Below are 22,033 nucleotides of genomic sequence, written 5' to 3'. Positions count from 1 at the left end.
GTATCCCCCTAATCACGAGGGAATCTACAGGAAAGCCTGCCAAGCGGGCTTTCCTCACTTTGCAGCGAAGTGCATCAGATAAGGGTGCTGTCCAGCAGTATATGCAAGTCCCGCGCAGAAAAGCTGCCACTCTTCCAATAGTACATTACGAATATGGCGTGTTTTACGGCTTATGCGGTGGAGAGACAGGTATCCATTTGAACCGATGTGATCTCGTCATTGTCACTCTTCTTGTTGTGTTCTCGCTCCCATATTGGTGCGCGTTTTCAATCGGTGGCTGTGGTCGCACATATCTGGAGCACTTCAGGTGGGCCGGTCGGCTCGGATCGCGAGTTCAGTCCCAACGTGGCGGGTATCGACACTTTTCATCTTATGTCTCACTTGCACGCGCGCTGCCTGTGCTAGTGTTCGTGCTGACGCCAGTGGCTGTCCCGCCAATCGGAGGCCCGCATCACATTTGAGGGGTGTAATTCGTCGAAGATGTGTTAACGTGACGTTAAGTGGGCCATTTGTGTGTGTTTTTTCAAGGTGTTTTATATTTGATTCTATGACGTCATTGCCGATTTCGGCTTGTGGTGAGATGTGTTTTTTTAGGGAAATGGCTTTGAAATCGAACAAAGTGTTCGAATGACGACTTAAATTTACCGCCATCATAAGGCGGACTTAGGACGAAATTGTCCAATAACACGATCGCACGATTACACTGGAGGAATTATATGCTGCACAGCGCGACTACTCAGGTCCCCCGTCGGTTTTTTTGCACGCTTGGTGCCGCGGCTTTGTCATTGTCACCCATGATCGTTCCGGCTGCGGCGCAGTCCACGACGGAGGCCGTTTCGGCTGATCAGGCGGTGGAGGCTATAGTCCCTGCGGTGGTGGTCAACGGTTTCCGCTCTGCGACATTCGGGATGGATCACGACGCGGTGCGCGCGGCCATTCTTGCCGATTTCGACATCAAGGACGACGCCATTCAGGCGGGGGAAAATGCGGTCGAGCGGACCAAGATCCTCACCATTGCTGTGCCAAACCTCATTGTGGACGGCGGCACGGCCCAAGTCTCCTATGTCTTTGGATATAAAAGCGAAACCCTGATCCAAGTTGGCGTGACATGGAGCGCCAAAACCGACCCGGATCTGACCGCAAAGATGCTGTATGACAACGGCGATGTTTTGCGCAGTCATTTTATGACCGAGGGCTATGTGCCTGATACGGTCAAAGCCAACGTGGCGCTGCCCAACGGGATTTTGCTGTTTCGCGGTGCGGACGCCGAAAATCACGCGACGCTGTTGTTGTTGCAAGGCACCTATACGACCGATGATAGCGGGCGCAATACGCTGATCCCCGCCAGTCTCGATCTGCTCTATTCTGCCGATCCTGACGACCCTGACATTTTCTCCCTTCCAAAAGGATCATTCTAATGTCCAAGCGGATCCAGCGCGGCACATCGACCTCTAAACCGCAGGTTCGGGCCTCGCGATCCGCTCATTATGCACTTAGGGATGCACGCGCGGGTGCGCAAACTGTGGAAATACGCCACGGCGCAGCACAAAGAGCCGCATTGTTCCGCAAACCTCTGACCGCACAGCTGCGCTTGGGCGCAAGCACCATCGCATTGGCCGCATTGGCCGCCGTCACGGGGCCGCTTGGCGCAACCGCGCAGGACGCGGGCGCAACGGCTGGCACCAATAACATCGTCACCGATGGCCGCACCCAGACGACGATCACCGTTACGGGCAACCAGACAGGTATCACCACGGGCACCGTCGCCAATCGCACCGGTTACAACTCCTTTAGTCGCTTTGAGCAGGCCGTTGGCAATACCGTCAATCTCTACCTGCCGAGCGCGACCGACAACCTCGTCAACATCGTGCGTGACGGCCCTGTGGTCATCAACGGCATCCTCAATTCCTTCAAAAACGGCGACATTGGCGGGAATGTCTATTTTTCGGATTCCCATGGTTTCATTGTGGGTAAAACGGGTGTGGTGAACGTCGGCTCCCTGACCGTGAACACACCCACGGACGAATTCCTCGAGTCTGTGATTGGCGCCGATGGCACGATCAACCAAGACGCCGCGGGCAAGCTGATGCGCGGCGAAATTCCGATTTCGCCCGATGGCTCGATTGTTATTTCTGGCCAAATCAACGCAGAAAATGGCATTACGCTCGACGGTCAAAACGTTACTTTGACGGGGCCAAGCGGCACACACGTTACTGCTAAAGATTTGACGCAGCGCCAAAAATTCCAAGCCACAGTGAACTCGACCGGCATGGTCGAAGGCGGCGCAATGGTCAGCCGCAACGGAGTGATCTCGATTGTGGCGGCGGGTCAGGCCAAAGTGCGCGGGCGTGTCAAAGTCAAGGCCAGCCCAAGCGGGCAGGGCGGCAAGATCAACATCAAATCCGGCGGCGACACCACCATTGGATCGACCGCAAACCTGAGCGCGGATGGCGAAGGCGCGGCGGGCATCGGCGGCACGATCGTCGTCTATGCAGGCAGCTCGCTGTTCGCTCAGACTGGCGCGGTGATCTCGGCCCACGGGGCTGGCACAGGCGCAGGTGGTTTCGTTGAGTTGAGCGGGAAAAATGCCGAAATCGGCGGTGTTATCCTCGATCTTTTGTCGGATGCGGGCCGTGGCGGCACGCTTTTGATCGACCCGATTGATGTGACCATCACCGCGGGAAATTCCATGGTGACGGGCGGTGTGAACGCCTCGATTCTGGCCGATAACTCCATCACCATTGAGGCGGGCGGTAGCATCGACACCACGCTTGCGGGCGGTGTCTCTGGTGATATCACTCTGACTGCGCCGATCCTAAGCGTGGCGGCGGGCGGCGTATTGAACGCGGCAGCCGTTGGTGGCGGGACTGCGGGGACCGTGAGCCTGATTGCGACGAAATCCGATGGCGGCACGGCGCAGATCACCGTGGGCGGGGCGATCTCCGGCGGCGACGTGAACCTGCTGGCAACGGCGACAGCGGCCCCTTTGACCATCCTTGCCTCTTTACCGACCGCGACGGCGTCCGTGAATATTGATGGCGGCCAGATCACCGCCTCTGGCGCGTTGACCGCGACCGCGTCTGCCTCGACTGCTGCCTCCGCCGCCAACCTTCCGATTGGCGTTGTGGTTACAAATGTGGACGCTTCGGTCAATGTGACGGGCAACGCCGTGGTGCAAGCTGCGAGTGCGAACCTGTCCTCGATCGCCAGTGCCAACACCCAAATCGCAACCAAATCACTGGCGCCTGCGAATACCGCGGCGGATGGCGCGGTGGCGGTTTCGACCGTGAACAGTGCTGCGACCACCCATATCGGTGACGCCAGTTTGACCATCACGGGCGCGGCGAACCTGAGCGCGACCAACACGGTCACAAGCCACGCTGACGCCACACCGACGGCTGCGGCTTTCGGGGCCAGCGTCGCCGTGAGCGTCGTCTCCGCGACCACGACCGCAAGCGTAGACGGGGCGGGCTATATTGACGCCGCATCACTGGCGCTGGACGCCTCTACAACCACAGATATCGTGGCCAATGCCGCCGCAGCCGCAGGCGGCGCAACCGCGCCACAAGCTGGTAGTCAGGCAGACACATACCTTAGCGATCCCGAGTATCAATCCGCTGCCAGCACCTCCGAGGGGCAGGTCTCTGTCGTCGGGGCGCTTGCGATTTCCGACCTGACATCAACCACCACGGCGGCGATCAACTCGAGCCGTGCCTCTGACATTTCGGGGGCATCCACGCTCTCCACCGAGACCTCGAACAGTGCGGCAGTCATCGCCGATGGCTCCGCAGTCGATTCAAGCGTCGGCGTGGGCGTCGCCGTTGGCATCAACATTGCGTCCGTACAAAACAACGCGACATTGGGCGGGCAGGGTATCTCCACGGGGAGCCTTGAAGTCACCGCTGCGATGACGGCGGGGGGCAGCAATAGCTTCACCACCAAGGCCACATCCGGCGCGGGTGGCACCAACGTCGGTGTCGCGGGGTCGCTGGCGGTCAATCTTGTCGACACACAGAGCCAAGCCACCATCAACGCCGCTTCGCCTGTGACGCTTGCGGGCGGTGATGTGACCATCTCGGCTGAGGATGAGACCGAGTCCACCGCCGAGGCGGTCCCTGACACCACAGGGGCCACGGGCAAGGTTGGCGTCGGTGCATCAGTCGCAATCAACATCGCGGCCAACCGCACGGCGGCAACGGTTGCGGATGGCACGACATTGACAACCCCCGGCGCGATCACGCTCTCTGCAGCGTCGATCCACGAGATCACCACCAAGGCCGAAGCAGGCGCCAGCGGCGGTGTGTCCATCACACCCGCATTGGCGTTGTCTCTGGTGGGTAACACCACCACTGCAAAGCTCGGAACGAGCGCCACAGTGCAGCAATCTTCCGGTGATATCAGTGTCTTGGCCAGTCAACAAGCACGTGAGGAGACCTCTGCGTCCGGCATTGCCGCAGGTAGCGATGCGGCGATTGGTGCGGCCGTTGCGGTTGCACTTGTCAATGATACCGTCTCGGCCACGACCCTCCGCGATTTGAATGCTGCGGGCAACGTCACCCTGCGCAGCTGGGGCAGTTCGCTCAACACGCTTGAGGCGACCGCCAGCGCAAGCGGTGCCGAAGCTGCAGAGGATGACGGCGATGCCGCCGCGGATCAGGACAGCTCCGTCGATGAAAAAGTCACCAACAACCTGACCCACGCCGCGGATCAACAAACCAGCGCGGGCGTTGGCGACGCAGAACAACAACAGGCCAGCGCCGATGGCGCAGCCGACGAAGATGGCCGCTCCGCCTCGACGGGTGAAGGCGGCGCGAGCAAGGTTACCGTTGCCGCCGCCGTGGGCGTCAACGTCCAGACGGCCTCTGTGACCGCTGGCGTGCCGGACGGTTTGGACATCACCGCAGGCGGCACGCTCACCGTCGCGACTTCGAACAACACTTCCGCCAGCGTGACCTCAGACGGAACCGCCGCTGGCGAGTCCACCGTTGGCATCGGGGCCGCAGTTGCTGTGAAAGTGGTCCACAGCAACAATGATGCGACAGTGGGCAATGGCACAATTTCTGCCGCCTCGGTCAATCTCTCCGCGCTCAAGCTCGACGTGGCCAAACTGGTTTCGGGCGATCCGGCCGATGCTGTCTCCGACACCTATTTGACCAGCGCGACCTCTGGCGCGGGCGGGACAAGCGTTGGCCTCGCTGGATCGCTGGCGCTGAACCTCGTCGACACGCAAAGCCGCGCCGCCGTTGCGGACGGCGCGTCCGTATCGCTCACGGGCGGCGATCTGACCTTGTCCAGCGACAATCAGACCTCAACCACCGCCACCGCTGTGCCTGATGAGACAGGTGCGGCAGGCGGCAAGGTCGGCGTCGGCGCATCGGTTGCGTTGAACATCATCGCCAACCGCTCCACCGCCACACTGGGCGATGAGGCCGTGTTGACAGGTGCGGACACGATCACGCTGTCGGCCAATGCAATCCATGAGATCACCACCACAGCCGAAGCAGGCTCCGAAGGCGGGATTTCGATCACACCTGTTGTCGCTTTGTCGATGGTGAATAACACGACCACTGCACAGCTTGGCACCTTGGCGGCGGGCGTCTCAACGACAGGGGCGGTCTCCGTTTCGGCGGCGCAACAAGCGACCACAACGACCACAGCCAAGGGTCAGGCCGCAGGCGGAACAGCCGCGATCGGGGCGGCGCTGGCACTCAATCTTGTGAATGACACTGTCATCGCAACCACCAAACGTGACATTTCAGCGGGCGGCGATGTCACACTCGCTGCGGCGGGGGCATCGCTGGGCACATTGACGGCGGAGGCCAGCGCCTCTGGCGGAAAAGCCGCCGATGAGGACGGTGACGCGGAAGCGGGCGAAGACGCCACAGTGGACGAGACAGTCGACAAGCGGCTGGGTAGTGCGCGCGATCAGCAAAGCGCATCTGGCGTGGGCGATGCAGAGCAGCAAGGCGATACTGACGCGGCCGCCGCTGACGAACATTCTGCCGAGACATCCGAGGGCAAAGTCACCGTTGCCGCCGCCGTTGCGGTGAACATCCAGAACGCCACCGTTGAGGCCAGCGTGCCGAACGCGGTCAACATCACGTCGCCCACAGGCGCATTGAAAATCCTCGCCGCCAGCAACACCGATGGCCGTGCCACCACGACCGCGGATGCGGTGGGTGAAGACGGCGCGCAGGCGCAAATTGGCATCGGCGCGGCGGTCTCTGTCAACGTGGTTCATGCCAAGAATAACGCCACACTCGGCGCGGCCAACCATGATGTTGGCAGCCTTGAGATCACCGCCAGTAAACTCGACGTGGCGGCGCTCGTGGCCAATCCCGCCAGCACGGCGACCCGCAAAGACAGCTATCTGGCCAGTGCCACATCCGGTGCGGGTGGTTCCAAAATCGGTATCGCTGGTGCGCTTGGCCTCAACCTCGTGGACACGCAAAGCGCGGCCAGCATCGCAGACGGGGCCACGGTTGCGTTGCACGGCGATGTGACGATTTCTGCTGATAACCAGACCGAAACCACCGCCGAAGCTCTGCCAGTCACAGGCACCGCAGGCGGGACCGTGGGGATCGGCGCGTCTGCGGCGATCAACATTGTCGGCAACCGTGCCACCGCCGAGATCGGCGACAACGTCACGTTGACGAATGCGGACAACCTGACCCTTTCGGCCAGTGCTGTCCATGACATTACCACCACCGCCGAGGCGGGGGCCGAGGGCGGTGTCTCCATCGTGCCCGTACTCGCTCTTACGCTTGCGACCAACACGTCCAGTGCCACAATCGGAAACAATGTCAATACCTTGTCCGTAAACGACTCTGTGACGGTCAGCGCCGAACAAGAGGCCTCCGAGACCACTGATGCCTCTGCCACGGCTGTGGGTGACAAGGCCGCCGTGGGTGTTGCGCTCTCGCTTGCATTGGTCACCGATAAGGTTGTCGTCTCCACGGGGCGCTCGATATCCGCGACCACGGGCGATGTCACATTTGCCGCAGCGGGCACATCGACAGGCTCGCTCACCGTTACCGCAGGCGCGGGCGGGGCCGAAGGGGCAGATGAAAACGACGAGGCCTCCGATGGCGAAGGCACCGTCGATGATCGCGTCGCAGGGCAATTTGATCACGCGAAAACCACACAAGCCGACAGCGGCGTGGGGGACGCGGACCAACAAGCGGCCACGTCCGAGACTTCAGATCAAGACCACTCCGCAAAAAGCAGCGAAGGCAAACTCTCGGTCGCCGCCGCCGTGGGCGTCAATGTGGTGACGTCGTCGGTCAGCGCCGCAATGCCAGACGGCAAGGACATCTCCGCAGGCGGGCGTTTGACCGTGCGCGCCTCCAATGGCACGGACGGGACGGTGTCTTCTGATGCCTCCGCATCTGCTTCGCAAATCGCCATCGGCGCGGCCGCTGCGGTCAATGCGATCACCGCAACCAATGTCGCGAGCCTCGGCAATGCAACCTATAGCGCCAACGGCGTGACTGTTTCTGCGATGACCGCCGCACCTGCGGCGACGCCACATGTCAGCACCTTTACCACCTCTGCCAAATCGGGCGCGGGCGGATCGAACGTCGGCATTGCGGGCGCATTGGCGCTCAATCTCATTGACAGCTCCAGCACCGCCACGGTGGACGGGTCGGCAATCGTCGACGCGGGCACGGGCGCATCGACCATTTCCGCAGATCAACGCATGAGCGCGTCCGCCACCGCTGCGCCGCAGGACGACAGCCTGACCTCGGGCGGCAAAGTCGGCATCGGGGCCTCTGTGGCGCTCAATCTCATCACCAGCACATCAACGGCTGAAATCGAAGATGGCGCCACCGTCAACAATGGCGCGGGCCTTGCAGTTACCGCCAATTCCGACGTCTCTACCGAGACCGAGGCAAAGGCAGGCTCCGAGGGAGGCATCGCCATTGATGCCGTGGTGGCCTTGGCACAATTGGACGTCACCACGACCGCGCGCATTGGCACGGGCAACGCGCTCACCACGTCAGGCACAGTCGAAATTGATGCCACCAGCAGCGGTGAGAACACCGCGACAGGGACCGGCGAGGCGAAGGCCGGTAAGGTCGGCGTTGGCGCGGCTGTGGCGGTTATCATTGGCGGCGGCGATCAGGCGACCGACCTCAAGAATACCTCGTCCACCTCCGCCGAACTGGCGCGCGATCTGACGGCCTCGGCTCTGACAATTTCGGCCTCTTCTGAGCGTAGTTATGAGGCCTACGCCACTGCCAGCGCGGGCGGCGGTAAGGATAAAGACGCCTCGGAAACCTCCGACGCGAAAAGTACACAGAGCTTGAAAGGGACCGAAAACTACCAAAAGGGTACCGACGGTTCCGATCAGAAAACTGGCAAGAATGGCGCCAAAGTCACCGTTGCCGCCGCCGTGGGTGTCGCCGCCGCACAAGATGCAGTCAGTGCAAAACTGGGCGACGTCACCGTAGCCCTCGACAATGACCTGACGGTTTCGGCCAGCAACGCCGCCAATATCGCCACTAGCGGTGACGGGCAGGCTTCGGGCGCGAAAATCGGTGTGGCCGTCGGTGTGGCCCTCGCTATCTCCAACAACTCCGCCACAGCCAGTATTGCCGATGGCGCGACTGTGACGCGGGCGGGCAACGTCAATGTGACTGCTGCCACGAGCAAAAACATGGCTAACGAAGCGGGCAAAACCGATTTCGTTAACGGCCTGTCGGCGCTTGCCTATGCGGGGGCGTCGTCCAAAAAGGTCTCCGTCGCGGGTGCGCTGGCGGTTGATGTCTCCAACACCACCACCGCCGCCACCATTGGCGACAACGTCACCATGGGCAGCTCGAGCCGCGTCGGTGCGGTCAATGTCACCGCCGACAACGCCAGCCGCATGGCTGCGAAATCCACCTCCCTTGCACGGTCAAGCGGGAATGCGGGGATTGGCGCATCTGTCGCCGTTGTGGTCTCCGAGAACGCTTATACGGCCAACATCGGGGCAGGGGCTGATATCACCTCTGGCGGCGTGAATGTCGCCGCGACCAACGCCAAAATCGCGCCCTCTGTGCCGTTCAACTTTACTGATCTCGAAGACTTCCAGTCCAACATTGTCAGCCAGCCGCTGTTCAGCACTGGCAATTACTATGCTGAGGCCATCGGTGGCGCGCAGTCGAGCAAAGTTGGCGTGCAAGGGTCCTTCGCCGTCATGGTGTTCTCGGATGTGACCTCCGCGGCAGTTGGCAAAAGCCTCAACGATCCCGCCAGCACCGCTGCCTCAATCCTTGATACAGCGGTTGGCGATGTCACGGTTTCGGCCAATAATGCCTTTGGTGCCAAGGCCTTGTCGGGCGGCGTTGCCCTGAGCGGTAAGGTCGGCGTGGGGATCTCCAGCTCTGTGATCGTCAACAGCGGAAGCTCCACGGCCGAGATTGCGCGCAACGTGCAACTGGCCAATGTCGGCGCTGTCGGCGTGACGGCGGGCGGGGTGCAATCCATTGATGTCATCGGTGTAAGCGCGGCAGGGGCCAGTACCGCTGGCGTGGCCGGTGTCGCAACGGTTCTGATCTCTGAAAACGATGTGGAGGCACTGATCGGCAAGGGCGTGCAAATCGCGGCCTCTGGCGATGTGTCACTCACCGCCAATAATGCATTTGAGACCTTGAGCGTCGCGGGCGGACTCGGTGTCGGCGGCAGCGCAGGGATTGGTGCGGCGGCCTCCGTCGTGACCGTCGAAAATGTCACCCGCGCGGCGATTGCCAATGGCACGAGCGCTGCGGATGCAGTGAAAATCTCCCAAGCGGGTGCGCTTAATATTGACGCCAATGCACGCCAGACGGGTCAGACCTTCTCCGTGGCAGGTGGCGTAGCAACGGGTTCGGCGGGCGTCGGCGCTGGCGCGGGCGTCTTTGTGCTTGAGACCACCACCGAAGCGTTGCTCGGCGACTATGCGCAAATCGGCCAAACGGGCACAGTGGGCGAGATCGCCGTGACGGCTACGGATGACAGTACGCTTGACACTTTCCCCGGTGCGGCAGGTGGCGGCGGCTCTGTCGGCGCGGGCGCAGGGGTTGGCGTGGGTGTCATCACCAAAACCGTGACGGCGGCGATTGGCGACAACGCACGGGTGCGTGGCAGCGATGTGCTGGTTAACGCGCAAAGCGGCGAGGCGGCCAACATCGTGGCCGTCAGCGCAGGCGTCGGCGGCAGTGCGGGCCTTGCGGGCGCGGTTGCGGTCTATACCATCGAGAACACCACAACGGCGAAGATCGGCGAAAACGCAGTGGTCTTTGCCAGTGATGACGTCGCGGTTCTGGCCAATGATTTTGCCACAGTGGACACGCTTGTCGGCTCCATCGGGGTTGGCGGAAGCGCGGGCATCGGCGCCTCTGTCGGCATCGTTGTGATCGACAACACCACGCATGCCACGATTGAAGGTGGCGCGCAGGTTACCGCGCTTGGATATGGTGCGGGTGTCGACTATGTCTCTGATTTCGATGTGAATTTCACGTCCTTCGCGGATAACTTCCAAGGGGCGGATCTGCCTGATTGGGATGCGTCGAGCGGTCTGGAGGCCAGCAATGCAAGCAGCGCAAGCGACGTCGGGCTGACGGCGACGGATGCGCGCAACACTGGTCTGTCGCTGCTGACCAAAACCCGCAACGGCACGGCGCACACCGAGACGGGCCACGGCGTTGTGGTCAATGCGGCGGCTTCCAATGCCGTGCGCGCGCTTGAGGTCGGTTTCGGCGGTGCAGGCAGCGCGGCAATTGCGCTGTCAGGCAATGTCCCTGTCATCACCTCGGACACCCAAGCGACGATCAAAGCGGCGCAGATCAACACACTCGCAGGCGTGGCACATGCCAACCAAGGGGTCACCGTTGCTGCCGCAAGCGACACCTATAACCTCGGAATCGCAGGGGCCGCCGCCATTGGTGGCGCGGTTGGAGCGGGCGCGGGGGTTACGGTCGCAGTGGTCAACACCACCACCAAAGCCACTGTCGAGAACGGGGCCGACATGGCAGCCAAAGGTGACGTGGCCGTTACGGCAAACACCCAAGCCGATTTCGCAGCCTTCGCGGCGGCAGCAGCAGGCGGCGGCAGTGTCGCGCTTGCGGGCGGTGTGGGTGTCATCTCTGTCACCGATACCACCTCCGCATCTCTTGGCGGCACCACAGTCGCAGGCGGCAATGTGCAGGTTCTGGCAGATGACCAGACCCGCGTGGCCACTATGGACGGCTCTGTCTCCGTCGGTCTCGGCGTGGCGGGCGTCGGCGGCGCGATCGGTGTCTTGTCGGTGACGAAAACCACCACCGCGGACATTCTGGACAGCGCTCACGTGACGGCACTGGGCAACAGTGGCCGCACGTTCGACGCCTACACAGGCACAGCCCCCACGGGCGCGGACGACGTGATGACCCACACCAAAGCGGTGCGCGGGATCAACGTCGCCGCACGCTCTGGCGAAAGCAATTTGACCATCGCGGCTTCGGCTGCGGGTGGGCTCTATGCGGGGATCAGCGGCGTGGTCACGGTGCAGCTGCACGACGTGACCACCTCCGCCAAAATCGGCGATAACGCACAGATCAACCAAGACGCGTCCCAAGCGGGTGCATCGGGCACACAAGACGTCTACGTCACTGCGCGCGACACCTCGATCTCCAACGTCTATGCGGGCGGGCTTGCAGTAGGTTTCGTCGGCCTTGCGGGCACAGTCGATGTGGGCGTCATCAAAACCACAACCAGCGCCACCATTGGCGATGGCGTGACGCTCGCGGCCAAACGCGACGTTGCGGTCAATGCGCTCTCCAACACGGCGGGCAATTCTGTCATCGTGGCGGGGGCTGCGGGGCTTGTGTCCATCGGCGCGGCGATTGCGATCTATGACTACGGCGACGGGATTGCGCCGGGTGGTGACGCGGATGACAAGATGAGCGACGCCAGCGATGGTGCGCATTCACTTGACGACATCACGGGTCAGGCACTTGAACAGACCAATGACAGCGATGGCAAGGGCGTCAGCAGCCTGTTTGAAGGCTCCGATACCGATCCGCGCATCAAATCTGCCAGCGCCAAGGCACAAACCGCGCGCGAGGCGATTACTCTTGATACCGCGCCAGACACAGGCCTCGTAGTCCCCGTGGGAACGTCGGCAAATATGGGGAACGCTACCGTTACGGCGGGCGGCTCACTCGGGGTACGCAGCTATGACAGGCTCACGACCAGCTTCACTGCGGGGGCTGCTGCGGCAGGCATCGCGGGTGTCGGTGCGGGTATCGTTGTGCAAAGCGTGGATACCACCAATACGGCACAGCTCTCTGGGGCTGCGGATGTGACAGCGGCAGCCTTAGCCGTCAATGCACAGACACGCCACGCGCTCACCTCCAATACGGTTGTTGGTGCGGCGGGGGGCTTTGGCCTCGCGGCTGCGGTCTCTGTGGTCTCCGACGACTCGGATACCTACGCATATATCAACGGCGCGACGGTCGACGTCTCTGGCGGCACAGCCGTCAACGCCATCTCGGCGCGAAGCATTGACGGTGAAGCGCTTGGCGTCGCCTTCGGTATCACGGGCGCTGCGGGGGTCTCTTACACCGAGTCCAGCATCGGCGGCGTAACCAAAGCGGCCTTGGGGGCGGATGCCTCGGGCAAAACCACAGATCGCGGCGTCACCATTGGCAGCAGCGGTGATCGCAGCGGCGCAGTGTCCTTGGGCGCGTTGTCCAACGATTGGGTCAAAGCCAATACAACGGCAGCGGGCGGAGGTATCGGATTTGCCGTGCAAGGGGCGGTGGCGCTTGGCGATGTGACAACCGCAGTCTCCACCGAGATGAAGGATGCAACCATCTACGCCTCTGGTGCGATTTCCAGTGACGCAGCGGCCGTCAATAGTGCCACCACGGATGCGGGCGGCGCATCGCTTTCCGGCGGTTTGGCGGCAGGCGTGTCACTGGCGCATTCGACGCTGCGCGCGACGGTCAAGAACGACGTCCACGGCAATTCGGTCCTTGACGGCGGGTCGGTCTCCATCGACTCCTCCATCGCGGGCGGCACCGCTGATGCGGATGCAATTGCGGTAGCGGGCGCACTTGTTGGGCTTGCGGGCAGCGATGCCAAGAGCAAGAACCTGTCGTCGGCGCTCACAGACGTACGCGACAGCGGCATCACGGCTACGGGCGCGGTCAACATCACAGCCAATTCCAACTCCAAGCAATCGTCTGACGCGACGGGCTATGTCTTTGGCATCGCGGCCCTTGGCAGCAACAACGCGAAGTCCACCTCCGCCACCACCACGCGCGCGATTGTCACGGATATGACAGGGATCACAGGGGGCGACGTGACGGTCTCTGCGACGGGCACGGACGACAACTTTGCCACCGCTGTGGCGGGTTCTGGCGGCGTTGTTGCTGGGGCAGCCTCCTCTGCGGACACAGTGACCAACAGCACTACCGAGGCGTTGATCAACACCAGCACGTCGGGTGACAGGTTCCTCGTTGGGGCCACCGATGGCACCGTTGATATCAATGCAACGCATACGGCGCTGTTCGGCGGCTCTGTGGACAGCACCCAAGCCTCGCTTGTGGGCGCAAGCGGTGCGTCGCTCGACCATCAGGTCAGTGCCATCGTCAACGCCGGTGTGGGCGATTACGCGCGGATCTGGGCGGCCAACCTGACGATTGATGCGGCCAACTACGTGCATAACTTCTTCTTGGGCGAAAGCGGCTACAGCCTCGACGGTGCAGCCCCCGCAGCCTTCAACGCCGATGCGGCGGATTGGAACGTGAATTCTGGTTCGGGCGGGCTGTTGAACCTGCCTGCGGGCAAGGCGAATGTGAATATCGTTCAGGCCTCCGCGGCCAATGTCGGTTCGAATGCGGATATCTGGTTGTTGAAACCGACTTCAGGGGTCTCGAAACTTGAGATCGAGGCCTATAACGAGGTCATTACACACCAAAAAGCCAAGCTCGATTCTGCGGGCGCGATTGCCACAGCCAAGTCGGTGGTGGAGCTTAAGGCGGATCAAGACGCAACGGTGAACGTCGGCTCCGACGGTACGCTGTTGGTCGATATGGGGGACGTCTTCATCGGCGCGTGGAACCAAGCGGAGATGGACGGGCGCAGCTCGGCCACCACCTACGGTGTCGCAGGTGCGCCAGACGGCCACGCATGGGCCAACCTTGATGTGGCGAACAACGTCGATATCGGCACGGATGTGCGCATTGAGGCCACGGACGGAATTTCTCCGGCGGACGGCTCTCTGCCAAGTCACGCAACGGTTAATATCTATGCTGGGCGCGGTCTGGACGGGACACGCTCCGTCAACGACCTCAAGACCACAATTGATTTGTTCAACAACTCAGCGATTCCAATTCCGGGCTCCCCTGACGCACAATCCAATGTCATCAGCAATGCCACCGTAAGCCAAGGCACGACGGACAACACAAATCCGCCGCCGCTCAAAGGCATTCTGGCCGCAGGCGACATCACCATCGCGGCAGATCGTGGTGATACGACCCTCTCGGCTGTAGGCACGGGCACCGACATCTACCGCGAGGCGCTTGCTGCGATTGCGAGTGCTGTGAGCGAAGTCTTCGGCGGCGACGAGGTTACCTTCGATTACCACGGCGGCACCACCAGCAACACCGGCGTCGGACGTCTCTCGCTCGACGGTCTGGTGGCAACGGGTCTTCAGAAATTCAAATCGCTCACCTTGAATTACGTTGCGGGCTGCGCTGATCCCAACGCCGGCTCCTGCATCGACATCAGCGGCACAATTGGCGAGGACGGTATTGTTCGTAGCAGCATCTCTGTCGACAATTCCGTTATTGTTCAGCGTCTGGCGCAGCTTGAGCTTTTGAAAGCGAATACCGAAGGTGACACGGTTGCGCTCGGTGCGTATCAAAACGAGATCAACTTCTTGCAGCAAAAGCTGATCGCACTCGGTCTTGGCTCCTTCGATGGCAGTGGCAAATTCAACCTCTTGCCTTACGCCTCAGGCCTGTCACTGAAGCAACAGCTCACCCAGGAACGCGACGCGACACAGGGTCAACTTGATACCGTCACCAATGGCTTTACCAATCAAGCCACCGTGGTGGACGACTCAATTACGAGCCTCGTCTTGGAGACCTATAACAACGACACGACCAGCGATTACCGCTCCTACGTGACAGCGACACGCAACGCGGCAGTGCCCGTAACGGCCTATAATGCGGCCGCCGCTGTCCCCGCAAGAATTGACGACGGAAGCGGATCTGGCGCGACCATCCCCAACCCTGCCTATGCGGCAGCGCAGACGCTTGTTCAACGGTATGACGCGATCACGAACGCGGTTGGTGATGCAGATGGATATGAATCCACCATCAAGAGTATGCGCACGGCAAACGCGACGCTACAGACCCAGATCGACGCCCAGATTGCCATCATAAACGCCCCGGGATCGAGCGCGGCACAGGTGACAACCGCGCAAAACCAGATCACGTCCAAGCTCAACCAGATCGTCAGCAACAACGCGACGATCAAAACCGCGACGAATAACCTCAATAGCAAGATGGGGACAATCAACAGCACGCTCACCGCTTTGGCGGCGTCGACCAACGGCGGAGTGGTCCCCGCAGGTACGATCGCGGACAACATTGAAGCCCTCGGGCGGGCCAAAACTGGCGTGGACGGGTGGAATACCGCGCTTGGGGCGGCAAATAGCTATACCAGCGACCGCGTCACAACGCTCAACGGTGCGACGCCACCAACGGGCGGCTATACGGTCTCCTCCTTCACCACAAGTGCGTCTACACTCGCGTCAAACATCGCCGCCCTGAACGCGCAAATTCCGGGCGCATCGAACAGCCCCGCGACAGCCCCATCGACACCGATGATCGAAGTCAAGGATCTCGCGGCGCGTCTTGGCAATATCTATCTGTCGGGCGATAGCGTCACGGGCGGCGGCACGGGCGTGCTGTCGGCTCCGGGCAACGCCGAGATCGCAATCACCAACAACACGGCGGCCACGCTCAAGGTCAACAATATCACCATGCCGTCCTATGAGGCGGGCTTCATCCGCGTCAACGGCGTGATCGTGAATTCCGTTGATGATGTGGCGGCCTTCGCACCGGGGCAGCCTGTTTCCGCGAAATTCGATCAGGTTATCTCTGGACTGACCAGCAGCCGACCAAAGGTCACGCTGACCAACACCTACAACCCAAGCAGCCCGACCACGCCAGCTGGCTTGGCCCCGCCGGACCTGATTGTCGCCGAAGGCAAAGCGATCAACAACCTCGACGGCACTGTCGACCTGACATCGGAATACGGCAACATCTACGTCTATGGCGCGATCAACGCGGGCTCCGTCAATATTCTGGCGCGCAATGGTGACTTCGTCTCCAGTTACGTCAACGGGTTCGATCACATTGGCGGCGATCCGGCGAGTTTCAACTCTCCAACAAACGCCGCAGAGGCGGGCAGCGGCATCATCGCCAATGGTGCGATTTCGATTAGCGCGCGCTACCTCAACATTAACAGCACGATCCAGTCGGGCATTGTTGACCTGTCGGTCTCACTGGACGGCAGCCCGCTGCTGACCGCGCTTGATCCGGCTCAGATCGGTGTCAGCACGAGCGCCATCGACACGGCCGCAAGCGCATACCGCGCCAGCATCACCGCGGGGGCTCCGCTCCCCTCGACGACCACGGTTACGAACAATCAAGGCAAGCTGATTACGCTCAACCTCAATCCGGACGGGCTTGACGCCACCGCGCTGCGCGCGGCCATTTCCGAGTATAACGCCGCCGTGGTGCTCGATGAGTCGACCAATCCTATGTTTGCGATCCCCGTTTCGGGCGGCGGTTCGCCCATGCTGATCAACATCAAGGATTTCCTCAGCGGCACAGGCGTGGCGCCGCGCCTTGAGTTCTCGGTGGCACAGGCCAATACTTATAAGACAGACGCGGGGGCCAACGGTCTTGCCTATACGGTCATTGGCGATGCGACCGATAATATCGGTGTCAGCTATGACGTTGATAATGCGCAATATGTCGTCAATGGTGCCGAAGTGCATGGCGGCTATATCCAGCTGTACGGCCAGCTGATGAATACCTCGTCGACGGGTGGCGAATTGAACGTGCTTGACGGCTTCGGGCGCATCAATGTCACCAATACGGGCAATATCCCTCTGGTGCTCCAGACCCTTGATGCAGGCTCCGACACAACTGGTGTCTTGGGGCGCGGTACCGCAGGTGTCATCGACATCACCGACATTACCCGCGTGAATGCCGCCACCAATCCGTCGCAAGTGAATGTGAAACACACCGTCTATACCCGCGACTATACCCCCGGCGATGCGCGCGGCCAGATCATGGTCGCGACACAACACGGGACGCTGGACACCACCACAGGCCTGCCAAACTATTCGGCCTTGGTCACGGTGGCTGACGCGTCAGCGAGCAGCGATTCCAACGACCGCAGTGCAAGCTATGCAACCACGGCGGACCTGCGCTACATCTGGACCTCCGCCGAGAAATTCCAGCTCACCACGCTTGTGTCCACGGAAGATCGGCAACTGTTTGGTTCGGCTGATTTGAGCATCGGATTCAACACCAACTTCTCATCGCGTGGCCTTGCGGTCATTTCCCCACAAACGCGACTGGCGAGCGGCACATACCTGAGCCAGGATTACTCACCGACCGGAACCACACAGTTCATCGACACCAATGGCGCAATCACTACAAATCCGGCGAATGCGGCCTTCCTCGTCACATCGCCCAACTACAGCTCGATAGCGAACAGCACAATCGGAGATCAAAATCTCACGAGCGATTTTTCGTTCATGACGGATTTCTCATACACGCAGAAAGGCTCCAGCAGCCGTGACTGTAACTGGTTGACCTTGTGTATCGATTCAACGGTGACAACGAACTACGAGCTGATCCAGAAATACACCACGATCACCACCAATGCGCTCAAGGCCGATAACCCGATTGCGATCAACTTTATCGGCGAGAACACCTCGGCCGTGCAGGTGTCATCGAGCTCGGATATCACACTCAACGGGAAAGTCAGCGCCCATGACGGTGACGTTCAAATCGCCGCCACAGGCACAGGGCATTCAATCTTCTCTGGTAATGCGGGTGCGACCATCACGGGGCGCCGTATCAAGCTGGAGGCGGGGGGCTCCGTTGGCACAACAGGCGCGGCGGTGCAGCTGCGCATGGATGGTGCGGCAAATGGCAATGGCGCGCTGGTGGCCACGGCGGCGGCGGGCAATGTGAACTTGAACGCCTCCAACGGTCTTGTGATCGAAAAGGTCACAGCGGCGGGCGATCGTGCGGCGGACAACGGCGCGGTCAACATCACCGCAGGCACCGACATCGTGTCGGCGCAGAACGCTCAGACCTTTACACCAATCCTCGATGCGCTGCTTCACCCCGTCTCGGGCACCTTTGGTTTCATCCAAGCGCCACGTGTGACGCTTGAGGCACGCAATGGCGACGTCGGCTCCATCGCGGATCCGCTGACGGTCAACACAGGCTATTCGCTGGCCAATCGCAACTTCGGCGATAGCGTCGACCCCGATCCGGCCTATGGTCTAAGCGTTCTGGCGGCGGGCGATATCGGCATTGCGGCGACAAGCTGGGGCACCAACGCTCAGGCGTGGACGGGCAACGCTGATGGCACCATGCTGGTCGACCAAGTGGTCTCGCTGGGTGGCGATGTCTTGTTGTCCACTCCGGGGCAAATCCTCGACAACAATCCGACCCAAACCGTCGATACGCGCACCTATGCCGAGCTTTTGGGTTACTGGAATACACTTGGCCTGATCGAGGGCTCCGCCGAGAACGATGCGAAAGTCCAGCTTGCGATTGACGCCTTCGCCAACGGGCGCACCGCTGACTACAACGCCTATTGGCAGATCCGCCAAAGCCAATCTGACGGCGGTGCCGCTTATGATCCGAGCTACACATATACGCTCGACACAGGCTCGCTTCAGTATAAGGCGTTGGTGGATCAGGGCGTGGATATCACCGCGTATCAAAACGAAATGACCACTCGCTACCACCAGTTGAATGATACTGTCGGTGGTCTCTCCTCGACCTATGTCGCGGGTTACACCTATGACCCTGCCGATCACCCCGATGACGTCGCAGCCCTCAAACGCGGCGCGGGTTGGTCCGATCGCCAACTGGCCTTCGCATTGTCCCCAGGTGCGCTCAAAACGGTGACGGGCACCAACCCTGTGCTCAAGGCACCAAACGTCTCGGGGCGCACGGTGAGCTTGAATGCTGGCGTCGGGATCGGTGAAACCGTCGGCGCGGGCACTGGCACTGTTGGGGTGCTGATCCCTGCGAACCTCGACCCAAGCGCGCTCACAGATGCACAGAAAATCGCTCTGGTCACGGCTGAACGTGCAGATTTGCAGCTTATCGTTGACGCCATCGGCGCATTGCCAGCCAATGCGACACAGGCGCAAATCGACGCCCATGCAGCGGCTGTGGCTGCGGGTATTATGAGCACGCAGACCATTGTGCCTCTTGGTTTGGACGAAAGCGCTATGACGCAAGCGCAACGTGCGGCCCTTCATGCTGCGGCCAACCAGCTTGTTGCGGGGGCCGATCTGACGATTCAGGTGTTGAGCAAACGGCCCGTGAACTTCGATGCGGTAACGGCGCTTGAGGTTGACGTGACGGGCGCTACCGGCGCACTCGACAACGGCACCGCTTATCTGGCGTCGCGCGGAAATGGTCTGCTTGGCGATATCAACGTCACGGGCGATACGCGTATCCAAGTCGTCGGCCCGATTGCCAATGTCGGCTCGGGTGTTGTGTCCACGGGGAACCTGATCCTCGAAGCCTCTCAAGGGGGCATCGGGTCAGGGCTCAATCCGCTCAACCCAAGCGCGCCGCCCTTCGGCGCTTTGGTACTCTCACCGCGTGCAGGGGCAACCATTACCGCACGGGCGCAGGGGGACATCAACCTCGACGTCACGGGCACAGCGACCATCGACACAATCTACTCACCGGGCAATGTGACCATCCTCGCCGACACTGGCATTTTGAACGCCAACGACGATGAGCTGATCAACATCCTCGGCACCAAAGTGGTCTTAACCACCGTTGCGGGCGATATCGGTGCCGCAGGGCGGACGTTGAACGCCGGTGTCAACTTTGGCGGCGACATCACGGCGTCGGCTCAGGCGGGCGCGATCTATCTCTTCGGTCCCCGCAGCGACAGCTTCGTCATCAGTTCGGCCACCTCGGCCAACGGTATCTTGTTGCAGTCCGAGAACGCCGCGACCATCAACGGGCCAGTGACCACCGCTGGACCCATCCAGTTGATCGCAGGCGGGCACATGGCGATCACGGGCAATAGCGCAATCTTTTCCACAGCGGGGAGCATCGTTGCCTCCGCAGGGGCGCTGCAAATGTTCAATGGCGCGACACTGCGCGCGCCAACAAGCACGGTTTCGATCACCACGACGTCGGGCGACGCGCTCGTAACGGGGATCGCGGCCTTGGGCGACGTCACCATCGACGCCAAAGGTCATGTGCTTGCCGGCACCGATCCGGCGCGCAGCTTCGACATCGAAACATCCGATCCGAATGCCATGGTGCGCATTGTTGCGGGTGCGGGCATTGGTGACCAAACGAAGCCGAATGCAACGCCTCTCGATTGGCCTTATGACGGCGCGTCCGTGATGGCGGCGACCACCGATGTGGCCAATCCGCTGATCATCAAAACCGGACGTATTGATCTCGCGGCGACGGCTGGCGACATCAACGCCAAGACACCGCTTGCGATCACGGAGGCTGCACTCGCCGCAGGCACGGGCAGCATCGACATCGACGCGGGCAGCACGTTCCACACCCAATCCACCTCAGCGGGCGGAAATGTCAAAATCGCGTCGCTCGGGGATCTGACTGTCGACATGCTCGACGCGGGCACAGCTGGACCAGGGGCGGTCGAGCTGACCACAACCAGTGGCGCGCTGGACGTCGGAACCTCGACTAGTACGGGGACACAGACATGGCAGGCGCTCAACGATGTGACCTTCGACCAGATCACGACCACGGGTGCGCTTCCGACCGATATCGGCGATGTCACTTTGACCGCCACGGATGGGGCCATCACAGGGGGCTCGATTGACGCCAACGGCACTGTCCGTCTGAATGGCAATGGCATCACCTTTGCCACCGTGATCGCGGGTGTCGATGCGATCTTGAACTCAAGCAAAGACATCTTCGGCACGTTGCTTGAGGCCGGAAATCACGTGGATCTTACCGTGGGGAGCGTTGTGGGCGGTGTTGTCACTTATGATGGTGATATCCTGATTGATACGGTGCGCGGCAAAACCATGTCGTTCGACGCTACGGGCGACCTCACATTGCCTGATCTCGAAGTGGCAGAGAAGATCGTCCTGCGCGGCGGCACCGTCACGGCGGGGATCACGCAAGTGCCATCAGGGCCGAACCCATTGCAAGTCACGCTCACGGGCGGACGCGGTTCTGTCGGGACGCTGGCCACAGTCACCATCGACGCGCCCGTTGGGGTCGACTTCGATGATCTGTTCTTTACCGATGCGACCGTCGACACCACGGCTAAAGATGTGAATATAGCCAACGCCTATGTTGACGGATCTCTGCTGCTGACCTCGCCGTTGCAAAAGCTGTTGTTCGACAACCGCACGCCACGACCGCATTACAACGCCAACGTTCAGTTCTTCGAGCCTGAATACGCCTTCGCGCTCGAACTGGCGGGATATTACAGCATCTCGGACGCTTATGTGGTGCAATATACCGTCTCACCTGACTCCGCCAACGAGCTGCAATTCCTTGACTTCCCGGGCGCGGGACTGGTGCGTGATACCATCCGCGTGATGCGCAACGGCATTGATATGGGGCATGGTCCGGGGACATCCTTCTGGCAGCTCAGCTCGGTGACGCCACGTGGCAGCCGCGTTGAAAATCCCGATGAATTCGTCGTCGTTGATGGCGTGATATATTACGTCGGATCGGCCAGTGGACAGGGCGCTGCCGTCCAACTAGACAGGAATAACCAATAATGAGGAGTGGTG

The 22,033-nt window shown here is 61.0% G+C and carries 2 protein-coding genes; both read left to right on the top strand.

The features are described from left to right. Positions 1-779: 779 nt before the first annotated feature. Positions 780-1,418: a hypothetical protein gene (locus ACN0TS_RS08030; RefSeq protein WP_417258830.1), complete on the top strand. Its 639-nt coding sequence runs from the start codon at positions 780-782 to the stop codon at positions 1,416-1,418. Next, a complete protein-coding gene (locus ACN0TS_RS08025) occupies positions 1,418-22,021 on the top strand; it encodes a leukotoxin LktA family filamentous adhesin (protein ID WP_417258829.1) in 20,604 nt (6,867 codons plus the stop codon). The genes ACN0TS_RS08030 and ACN0TS_RS08025 overlap by 1 nt, the downstream gene beginning before the upstream one ends. Positions 22,022-22,033: the final 12 nt, after the last annotated feature.

It is taken from the genome of Celeribacter sp. (genome assembly GCF_048266405.1).
In the GTDB taxonomy this organism is placed as follows: Bacteria; Pseudomonadota; Alphaproteobacteria; order Rhodobacterales; family Rhodobacteraceae; genus Celeribacter.
This window is presented reverse-complemented; position numbering and strand designations above follow the sequence as displayed.